Here is an 8,552-nt window from a genome sequence, read left to right on the forward strand (position 1 = left end):
CTCGTCATCGACCGCACCGAGGCGATGACCGTCGTCGACGTCAACACCGGCAAGTTCGTCGGCTCTGGCGGCAACCTCGAAGAGACCGTCACCAAGAACAACCTCGAGGCGGCCGAGGAGATCGTCCGTCAGCTGCGGCTTCGCGATATCGGCGGCATCATCGTCGTCGACTTCATCGACATGGTGCTCGAGTCCAACCGCGACCTCGTGCTGCGCCGCCTCATCGAGTGCTTGAGCCGCGACCGCACGAAGCACCAGGTCGCCGAGGTGACGTCGCTGGGCCTGGTCCAGATGACCCGCAAGAAGCTCGGACTCGGCCTTCTGGAGACCTTCAGCGAGGCGTGCGAGGTCTGCGCCGGCCGAGGCGTCATCGTCCACCACGACCCCGTCGTGAAGCACCGCTCCGGCTCGGGCGGCCCGTCGAACAACCGCCGTCAGCGCGGTGGCGGACAGCAGAACCAGAACGCGCAGCAGAACAGCGCGGTGGCGCACAGCATCCCCGAGGGCGCCAAATCCGCGCTCGCGCAGATCGCGGCATCCACGCTCGCCCCGACGAGCGAACCTGTCCTGGACGTGCCCGCGGCTGCGGAACCTGAGCAGCCCGCGGCGCAGGAGCGCCCCAAGAAGCCGCGCCGCAAGCGCGGCTCCGACCGTGCCGCGGCGCCGAAGACGGAGGCCGAGCAACTGCTCGACTCGGTGCTCGATGCCCTGCCCGAACCGAAGGCGCCCGGTGAGGGACGAAACCGCCGTCGCGTGACGACGGCGGCACTCACCGGTACGCCGGTGTCGGTGAACGCCTCAGCCGCGCCGGTCCCGAGCGGTGACGCGGAGTCCTGACGCGATCAGTCGGCGCACCAGTTCCTTGCCGCTCACGTGGTGAGCTCCGGCGGTGATGAGCCGTGCGAGCGCGTCTTCGGGCACGTCGTAGTGGTCGCGATCGAATGACCGCGGGGGCAGGTCGTTGCGACGTGCGAATGCGTGCAGCTCGTCCAGGCTGCTGTCGCTGACCAGGTGAGCCCAGAGGCGTCCATGCGCGGGCCAGATGGGGTCGTCGATCAAAACGGTCACCCCGCGATCCTACGACCGGACGACACGGACAAGGTCGCTTTGCGAGAGCGTGCCCGATCCGGTAAAGTAGTCCCTTGGTGCGCGAGCTGAGTCGTCCCCAGAGGGCGACGGGTCGATGCCTTGCGCTCGCACCCGTCTGACCTGAGACGAACGCAGGCACAGTCTTTCCGTGAGATTTCCGGAGCTTTCCGCTCCCCAACGAAACAGGTATCAAGTGGTTTACGCAGTAGTGCGCGCCGGTGGGCGGCAGGAGAAGGTCGAGGTCGGCACGATCGTTCAGCTCGACCGTGTTCAGGCTGCTCAGGGCGAGAAGATCGAGCTGCCCGCAGTTCTCCTCGTCGACGGCGCCGCGGTGACCACCGACGCCGACAAGCTGGCCAAGGTCACGGTGACCGCCGAGGTCATCGGCAACCTCCGCGGCCCGAAGATCGTCATCCAGAAGTACAAGAACAAGACCGGTTACAAGAAGCGTCAGGGCCACCGCCAGGAGCTCACGCGCGTCAAGATCACCGGCATCAAGTAACCAAGAAGAGGCTCAGGACATGGCACACAAAAAGGGCGCAAGCTCCACCCGTAACGGTCGTGACTCCAACGCCCAGCGACTTGGCGTGAAGCGCTTCGGCGGTCAGCAGGTCAGCGCAGGCGAGATCATCGTCCGCCAGCGCGGCACCCACTTCCACCCCGGCGTGAACGTCGGCCGCGGTGGCGACGACACGCTGTTCGCTCTGGAGGCGGGCGCTGTCGAGTTCGGCGCGAAGGGCGGCCGCAAGGTCGTCAACATCGTCGCTGCGGCGTAACAATCGCAGCACACCACACATCCGGTTCGGGGCGGGCTTCGGCCCGCCCCGTCCGTGTATCCGGGGAGTTTCCACATGGTCACGTTCGTTGACACGGTGACGCTGCATCTGCGCGCCGGCAAGGGCGGCAACGGCTGTGTCTCCGTGCACCGCGAGAAGTTCAAGCCGCTCGGCGGCCCCGATGGCGGCAACGGCGGTGACGGCGGGAACATCGTGCTCGTCGCCGACACCCAGACCGGCACGCTGCTCTCGTACCACCACTCGCCGCACCGAGCCTCGGGCAACGGCGGATTCGGCATGGGCGATCACCGCTCCGGCTACGAGGGCGAGACCCTCGAACTGCCCGTTCCGGTGGGCACCGTGGTCAAAAGCCCGAACGGCGACGTGCTCATCGACATGCTCACCCCCGGTGAGAGGTTCGTCGTCGCCGAGGGTGGCCGCGGCGGACTGGGCAATGCGGCCCTCTCCGGGCCGAAGCGCAAGGCGCCAGGGTTCGCGCTCCTGGGCACCCCCGGGTTCGAGGGCGATGTCGTCCTCGAATTGAAGACCGTCGCCGACGTCGCCCTGGTCGGGTACCCGTCCGCCGGCAAGTCCAGTCTCGTCGCCGCCGTCTCCGCTGCGCGCCCCAAGATCGCCGACTACCCGTTCACGACCCTGCACCCGAACCTCGGCGTGGTCCAGGCCGGCGACGCGCGTTACACCGTCGCCGATGTGCCCGGTCTCATCGAGGGCGCCAGCGAGGGTCGCGGGCTGGGGCTCGAGTTCCTCCGCCACGTCGAGCGCTGCTCGGCCCTGCTGCATGTGCTCGACTGCGCCACCCTCGAGCCGGACCGCGACCCGATTTCCGATCTCGACGTCATCCTCGCCGAACTCGCCGCCTACGAGGTTCCGGAGGGTCAGACGCCCCTGTTGGAGCGTCCGCAGCTCATCGCCCTGAACAAGATCGACGTCCCCGAGGCGCGGGATCTCGCCGACCTCGTCCGCCCCGACCTGGAGGCACGCGGGTTCCGCGTGTTCGACATCTCCACGGTCTCGCACGAGGGGCTGCGCCCGCTCACCTTCGCACTGGGCGAGATCGTCGAGAAGCATCGCGCCGAGGCCGCGGTCGAGGTTCCCGTCGAGCGCGTCGTCATCCGGCCCAAGGGATCGCGGAAGCCGTTCACCATCCGCGTCGAGGGCGGCTCCTACGGCACCTACTACCGCATTCTCGGCGAGAAGCCGGTGCGCTGGGTGCAGCAGACCGACTTCCAGAACGAGGAGGCCGTCGGCTACCTCGCAGACCGTCTCGAGCGCCTCGGCGTCGAGGACGAGCTGTTCCGCCTGGGTGCGACTCCCGGGGCGACGGTCGTCATCGGCGAGGGCGATGGTCTCATCTTCGACTGGGAGCCCTCTATGCGCTCGGCGGCCGAGATCATGACCGCGCCGCGCGGCACCGACCCACGGCTCGCCCCGAACGCACGCCGGACGACCGGTGAGCGCCGCGAGCAGTACTACGAGCGGATGGATGCCCGAACGGCTCATCGGGCCGAAGAGGACGAGAAGCGCCGCGCCACGGCGGGGCAGGACCGCGACGGAGACGACGCGTGACAGCGCGCACCCGCGCCGATCTGGCAACGGCTTCTCGCATCGTCGTCAAGGTCGGTTCCTCGTCGATCAGCGGGGAGTCCTCGTGGCGCATCCCGATGATCGTCCACGCCCTCTCCAGCGCGCATGCGCGCGGCTGCGAGATCGTGCTGGTCTCGTCCGGGGCGATCGCCACCGGCATCCCGTTCCTCGATCTGGATGCCAGGCCGAACGATCTCGCAACTCAACAGGCCGCCGCGGCCGTCGGGCAGAACGTCCTCGTGTACCGGTATCAGGAGGCTCTGCGGCCTTTCCGCATCGTCGCCGGGCAGGTGCTGGTGACCACCGGCGACCTGGAGAACTCCACCTCGCGCAGTAACGCGCAGCGCGCCATGGAGCGGCTGCTCGGCCTGCGGATCCTGCCGATCGTGAACGAGAACGACACCGTGGCTACGCAGGAGATCCGTTTCGGCGACAACGACCGGCTCGCAGCGCTTGTCGCGCAGCTCATCCAGGCCGACGCCCTGGTGCTGCTCAGCGATGTCGAGAACCTGTACACCAAGCCGCCCACCGACCCCGCCGCTGAACCGATCGACGTCATCGCCGCGGGCGCAGACCTCGGCGGGCTCGAATTCGGTGCGACCGTCGTCAACAGCGTCGGCACCGGGGGAGCGGCCACGAAGGTCTCCGCGGCCCGGCTGGCGGCGGCATCCGGCATCGGGGTCCTCGTGACCAGCGCCGACCTGGTCGAGCGCGCACTGGCCGGTGCGGACATCGGCACCTGGTTCGAGCCGGATGTCATCGAGGCCGCTCCGACCCCGGGCGTCTCGTAAGCTGAGCGGATGACCACCGAAACCTCGCAAGATCGTCTGGCGCGCGCCAAGGAGGCCTCGCGTGCGGTCGCCCGCCTCACGAGCGACGACAAGTCGCGCGCGCTGGAGGGCATCGCCGCGGCGATCGAGGACCACGCGACGACGATCATCGCGGCCAACGCACGCGACATCGAGAACGGCCGCGCCGACGGCATCGGCGACGCCCTGATCGATCGGCTGCGTCTGGACGAGAAGCGGGTCGCCGCCCTGGCATCGGCGGTGCGCGAGATCGCGGCTCTCCCGGACCCTGTGGGCCAGGTGATCGGCGGGCACCGGATGCCGAACGGCGTGAACCTCGAGCAGATCCGCGTGCCGTTCGGCGTCGTCGGCGCGATCTACGAAGCGCGTCCGAACGTGACCGTCGACATCGCCGCGCTCGCCCTGCGATCCGGCAACGCCGTCGTCCTGCGCGGCGGGAGCGCGGCTCGTGAATCGAACACCGTGCTCGTGCAGACGATGCGCGACGCGCTCGAGAGCGCCGGGGTGACGTCGGAGGCGATCCAAACGGTCGACGACTTCGGGCGCGACGGTGCGAAGGCTCTCATGCAGGGGCGCGGCTTCATCGACGTGCTCGTCCCGCGCGGCAGTGCGGCGCTCATCGAGACCGTCGTGACCGAGTCGACGGTGCCCGTGATCGAGACAGGGGCCGGCAACGTGCACATCGTGCTCGACGAGTCCGCCCCGGACGACTGGGCGCGAGACATCGTCGTCAACGCCAAGGTGCAGCGCCCGAGCGTGTGCAACGCCGTGGAGACCGTTCTCGTGCTGCGGCAGGCCGCTCCGCGGCTGGTGCCGCTGGTGGCGAGCGCCCTGCAGAGCGAGGGGGTCGCTGTCCACGGCGATGACATGGTCGTGGGTCTCATGAGCAACGTCATCCCCGCGACCGAGGAGGATTGGGCGACCGAGTACCTCAGTCTCGATATCGCGATGAAGGTCGTCGACACCCTCGACGAGGCGCTGGCGCACATCCGCCGGTACAGCACCGGCCACACCGAGTCGATCGTGACGACGGATTCGCGCAATGCGGACCGCTTCCTCGCCGAGGTGGATTCCGCGGTCGTCATGGCGAATGCCTCGACGCGCTTCACGGACGGCGCGGAGTTCGGCTTCGGCGCCGAGGTGGGGATCTCGACGCAGAAGCTGCATGCCAGGGGTCCGATGGGCCTGGCAGAGCTCACCAGTACGAAGTGGCTCGCGCGCGGTTCGGGTCAGACCCGCGGGTGAGCGATAAGATGAAGGTACCTCTTCTCGCACCTGGTCACGAAACGGAGACAGGATGAACCTCGTCGCACAGATTGCGATGGCTGCCGCTGAAACGGAGCACCACGGAAACGTGGCGCTGGAGACCGTGATCTTCGGTGCCATCGCCGCCGGGTTGTTCGCCCTTCTCGGGCTCGTCACGTTCTCGTACCGCAACGTCGCGAACCGTCACGCCGCCAAGGCTGAGGCCTGGGCAGAGAAGCACGGTGCCGAGGGCCACGGGGCAGGGCACGGCCACTGAGGCATATGGAGACGACGACCACGCGTGCCCCCCGGATCGGAGTGATGGGCGGGACGTTCGATCCCATCCACCACGGGCACCTGGTCGCGGCGAGTGAAGTCGCGCACTCTTTCGACCTCGACGAGGTCGTCTTCGTTCCGACGGGCCATCCGTGGCAGAAGTCGAACGTCTCCCCGAGCGAGCACCGCTATCTGATGACAGTCGTCGCGACGGCATCCAACCCTCAGTTCACGGTGAGCCGAGTCGATATCAACCGCGACGGACCCACCTACACGATCGACACGCTGCGCGATCTGAAGCAGGAACGGCCCGATGCGGAACTGTTCTTCATCACGGGAGCAGACGCCGTAGCGCAAATTCTCAGTTGGAGGGACCATGATGAACTGTGGGAGTTGGCCCACTTCGTCGCGGTCTCCCGCCCAGGACATGTTCTGAGCACGGATGGCCTCCCGAGCGACAACGTCAGCCAACTCGAGGTGCCGGCCCTGTCGATCTCGTCAACGGCTTGCCGTGAGCGGGTGCAGGACGATCAGCCCGTCTGGTACCTCGTTCCCGACGGAGTCGTTCAATACATCGCGAAGCATCATCTGTATCGGAGCAAGGCATGAGTACATCGGATCAGCCGGGTGATCGGCCGCTGACCCGCAAGCAGCTGCGGGAGATCCGTCTCACCGGCGCGACGCCGGTCATCGGAGAAGACGAAGCCGCAGCCGCTGCGAAGCAGGAGAACCAGGCTCCCGCCGCTCCGCCGGTGCGCCCGGCAGAGCCGAGCGAGGAACCGCCGGCACCGGTCGCTGAAACCACCGCCGTCGAGTCACGGCTCACACGCCGACAGGTGCGCGAGCAGGAACGGCTCCGCACGGCCGCGGTTCCGGTCGCAGAACCGATCGTCGAGCCGACGGCCGTGCCCGTCGCCGAGGAATCGGATGCTGTCGAGGAGACGGTCACGGAGCCTGCGCAGCCCGACGAGCCGCAGCCCGAACCGCAGACCGACGAGCCGCAGGCGGAAGAAGCAGAGCCCGAGGAGTTGGCCGAAGTCGTGTCGGGCGTACCGTCGTTCGCCCCGGTCTCCGCCCAGTCGCAGCCCGAGGTCCAGGCCGAAGCGGAGCCGGACGTCGAGACCGACGCTGAACCTGAGCCCGAGATTGCCGCAGGGGCTGAGGCTGACGCTGCCGCAGAGGAGGGCGACGAGGATGCGGACGCGGATGCCGCGATCACGGGCGAGCGTCCCATCGTCAATCCCGCTCTCGGAACACAGCTGTTGGGCCGACAGTCCGAGGTGCCGGCCTTCACCCCGTCATTCGATGAGCTCATCACCACGGACTCCGGCGGATCGCACCGTGCGCCGAACACCCTGATCTTCACGCACCCGGGGGAGGGTTCGCTGTCCGGACCGGTCGCCTCGACCGGAGAGATGCTCATCACCGGCAGCTACGAACTTCCGAAGGGCCTGGGGTCTCAGGGGCACGCGCACGGCACCGCCGACGGCAAAGACATCGATTCGGTGCTCATCGACGGCGAACTGCCGCCGTCATCGTCGCCGACACCGATCGCTGCAAGCTCGGCCGTCAGCACCATCAAGCCCGCCGGGGAGGTCATCCGCCCTCCGACTCCGGAGAAGGGCAACAAACTGATGATGATCCTCGCGATCACGGCGGGCGGGCTCGCACTGGCCCTCGCGGTGGCTCTCGTCGTCGCCTTCACCACGAATGTGTTCGGCTGATGCAGTCACCGGAGAACGCCGGAGCGATGCTGCAGATCGCCGCTGACGCGGCCGTCGCGAAGGGCGGAGAAGACCTCGTCGCCCTGAACGTGTCCGAACCGCTGCCCCTCGTCGATGTCTTCCTGATCGTCACCGGCAACAGCGAGCGCAACGTCGCCGCAATCGCCGATGAGGTCGAGGATCGTCTGATCGAAGCCGGCCACAAACGAGTGCGCCGTGAGGGGCGCGGCGAAGCGCGCTGGGTGCTGATGGACTTCGGCGACCTGATCGTGCACGTGTTCCACAGTGAGGAGCGGGTCTACTACGGGCTCGAACGTCTCTGGAAGGACTGTCCCGTCATCCCGATCGAACTCACCGAGGCAGCCGAGCAGTCCTGAGATGACCATGCATCTGATCACCGGCGCCGGGTCCGGAATCGGCGCTGCTCTCGCCCGACGACTGCACGACCGCGGGGATGAGCTCGTGCTGCTCGCCCGCGACGCCGGGCGTGCGCGTGAGATCGCCGCGCGGTTCCCCGGGGCATCCACGATCGTCGGCGACCTCAGTCAGCCCGGCCGGCTGTCATGGGCGCTGTCCAAGCAGCAGCTGCCGGGGCGCATCGACACGCTCGTGCATGCCGCAGGCGTCGTCGATCTCGGGCGGGTCGCCGATCTGCCATCAGCGCTGTGGGAGCAGCAGCTCGCCGTGAACCTCGTGGCGCCCGCTGAGCTGACCAGGCTCCTACTGCCGCTGTTGCGCATGGCACGCGGGCAGGTGCTGTTCGTGAACTCCGGCGCCGGTCTCCGCGCCCATGCCGAGTGGGGCGCCTACGGGGCCTCCAAACACGGTCTCAAGGCGCTGGCCGACGCGCTGCGCGCCGAAGAGGCCGAGCACGGCGTACGGGTGACCTCGATCTTCCCCGGGCGCACGGCGACGCCGATGCAGGAGCGCGTGCACCAGCAGGAGGGCGCCGAGTACGTTCCCGACCGCTTCATCGACCCCGAGTCGGTCGCGACCACGATCGTGACGGCGCTGGATCTGCCTCGCGA

Annotated in this window: 12 protein-coding genes; 11 read left to right on the forward strand and 1 reads right to left on the reverse strand. The window is 68.1% G+C overall.

The window, feature by feature from the left end; genetic code table 11:
- A partial coding sequence (locus tag ACTICP_RS09295) for a ribonuclease E/G (protein WP_441891663.1) occupies positions 1 to 837 on the forward strand: 837 nt, incomplete at its 5' end.
- Here ACTICP_RS09295 and ACTICP_RS09300 read toward each other — a convergent pair.
- Positions 799 to 1,068 carry a DUF4031 domain-containing protein gene (locus tag ACTICP_RS09300; protein ID WP_441891665.1) on the reverse strand — a complete coding sequence of 90 codons (270 nt, stop codon included), beginning with the start codon at positions 1,066 to 1,068 and terminating at the stop codon, positions 799 to 801. The genes ACTICP_RS09295 and ACTICP_RS09300 overlap by 39 nt on opposite strands.
- A 214-nt stretch (positions 1,069 to 1,282) precedes the next feature.
- On the opposite strand from ACTICP_RS09300, the gene rplU reads away from it, so the two are divergent.
- The 10 genes from rplU to ACTICP_RS09350 form a co-directional block, all read left to right on the forward strand.
- Positions 1,283 to 1,591 carry a 50S ribosomal protein L21 gene (gene rplU, locus ACTICP_RS09305; protein WP_441891667.1) on the forward strand — a complete coding sequence of 103 codons (309 nt, stop codon included), beginning with the start codon at positions 1,283 to 1,285 and terminating at the stop codon, positions 1,589 to 1,591.
- A 19-nt stretch (positions 1,592 to 1,610) separates the two neighbouring features.
- Positions 1,611 to 1,865, forward strand: coding sequence for a 50S ribosomal protein L27 (gene rpmA, locus ACTICP_RS09310; RefSeq protein ID WP_441891669.1), 255 nt, complete (start codon positions 1,611 to 1,613; stop codon positions 1,863 to 1,865).
- Positions 1,866 to 1,940: 75 nt separating this feature from the next.
- Positions 1,941 to 3,452 carry a GTPase ObgE gene (gene obgE, locus ACTICP_RS09315; RefSeq protein WP_441891671.1) on the forward strand — a complete coding sequence of 504 codons (1,512 nt, stop codon included), beginning with the start codon at positions 1,941 to 1,943 and terminating at the stop codon, positions 3,450 to 3,452.
- Positions 3,449 to 4,261, forward strand: coding sequence for a glutamate 5-kinase (proB, locus tag ACTICP_RS09320; protein WP_441891673.1), 813 nt, complete (start codon positions 3,449 to 3,451; stop codon positions 4,259 to 4,261). The genes obgE and proB overlap by 4 nt, the downstream gene beginning before the upstream one ends.
- Positions 4,262 to 4,270: 9 nt before the next feature.
- Entirely contained in the window at positions 4,271 to 5,524 is a 1,254-nt protein-coding gene (locus ACTICP_RS09325) for a glutamate-5-semialdehyde dehydrogenase (RefSeq protein ID WP_441891675.1), read from the forward strand.
- Between the two features lie 52 nt (positions 5,525 to 5,576).
- Positions 5,577 to 5,801, forward strand: a complete 225-nt coding sequence (locus ACTICP_RS09330) for a hypothetical protein (RefSeq protein WP_441891677.1) — start codon at positions 5,577 to 5,579, stop codon at positions 5,799 to 5,801.
- Between the two features lie 5 nt (positions 5,802 to 5,806).
- Complete coding sequence (gene nadD / locus ACTICP_RS09335) at positions 5,807 to 6,409, forward strand: nicotinate-nucleotide adenylyltransferase (RefSeq protein WP_441891679.1); 603 nt, start codon at positions 5,807 to 5,809, stop codon at positions 6,407 to 6,409.
- Complete coding sequence (locus tag ACTICP_RS09340) at positions 6,406 to 7,524, forward strand: hypothetical protein (RefSeq protein ID WP_441891681.1); 1,119 nt, start codon at positions 6,406 to 6,408, stop codon at positions 7,522 to 7,524. Before nadD ends, ACTICP_RS09340 begins: the two co-directional genes overlap by 4 nt.
- Positions 7,524 to 7,901: a ribosome silencing factor gene (gene rsfS, locus ACTICP_RS09345; RefSeq protein WP_441891683.1), complete on the forward strand. Its 378-nt coding sequence runs from the start codon at positions 7,524 to 7,526 to the stop codon at positions 7,899 to 7,901. Before ACTICP_RS09340 ends, rsfS begins: the two co-directional genes overlap by 1 nt.
- Position 7,902: 1 nt before the next feature.
- Positions 7,903 to 8,552, forward strand: a 650-nt coding sequence (locus tag ACTICP_RS09350; RefSeq protein ID WP_441891685.1) for an SDR family oxidoreductase, incomplete at its 3' end; no start/stop codon positions are given.

It is taken from the genome of Microbacterium sp., from assembly GCF_052102115.1.
Taxonomy (GTDB): Bacteria; Actinomycetota; Actinomycetes; order Actinomycetales; family Microbacteriaceae; genus Microbacterium.

Bases quoted from the DNA above. Each gene is read 5' to 3' on its own strand.
- ACTICP_RS09330 (WP_441891677.1), top strand. From the start codon at position 5,577: ATGAACCTCGTCGCACAGATTGCGATGGCTGCCGCTGAAACGGAGCAC.
- nadD (WP_441891679.1), top strand. From the start codon at position 5,807: ATGGAGACGACGACCACGCGTGCCCCCCGGATCGGAGTGATGGGCGGG.
- ACTICP_RS09325 (WP_441891675.1), top strand. From the start codon at position 4,271: ATGACCACCGAAACCTCGCAAGATCGTCTGGCGCGCGCCAAGGAGGCC.
- obgE (WP_441891671.1), top strand. From the start codon at position 1,941: ATGGTCACGTTCGTTGACACGGTGACGCTGCATCTGCGCGCCGGCAAG.
- rpmA (WP_441891669.1), top strand. From the start codon at position 1,611: ATGGCACACAAAAAGGGCGCAAGCTCCACCCGTAACGGTCGTGACTCC.
- ACTICP_RS09340 (WP_441891681.1), top strand. From the start codon at position 6,406: ATGAGTACATCGGATCAGCCGGGTGATCGGCCGCTGACCCGCAAGCAG.
- rsfS (WP_441891683.1), top strand. From the start codon at position 7,524: ATGCAGTCACCGGAGAACGCCGGAGCGATGCTGCAGATCGCCGCTGAC.